At 57.7% G+C, this 300-nt stretch carries 1 protein-coding gene; it reads right to left on the reverse strand.

Annotation, left to right across the window (positions count from 1 at the left end; genetic code table 11):
- Window positions 1–300: PEP/pyruvate-binding domain-containing protein (locus AC3XQU_RS23625; protein WP_489876575.1), on the reverse strand; the 300-nt coding region annotated here is incomplete at both ends.

The following is a 300-nucleotide window of genomic DNA, read 5'->3' on the forward strand; positions in this document are numbered from 1 at the left end:
CCGTGCCTGGACCATGAAGAGTTCGCCGGTGGACCCGTCTTTGGCCCACTCCATGTCCATGGGACACCCGTAGTGGTCCTCCACCGCCACAGCCCAGCGCGCTAGGGTCAAAATCTCGGACTCGGTGAGTACAAAGGAGCGCCGCTCCTGGTCTTTCGTGTCAACTGTCCTGGTTCGCGCGTGCCCGCCCCGGCTGTAAACCATCTTCCGTTCTTTGGCACCGATTGTTTTCTCGATGATCGGTGCAAATTGTGTGGTGGACAGCAGTGGCTTGAATACTTGGTACTTATCGGGGTTGAT

The organism is Telluria sp. AZSoR62 (genome assembly GCF_058111565.1).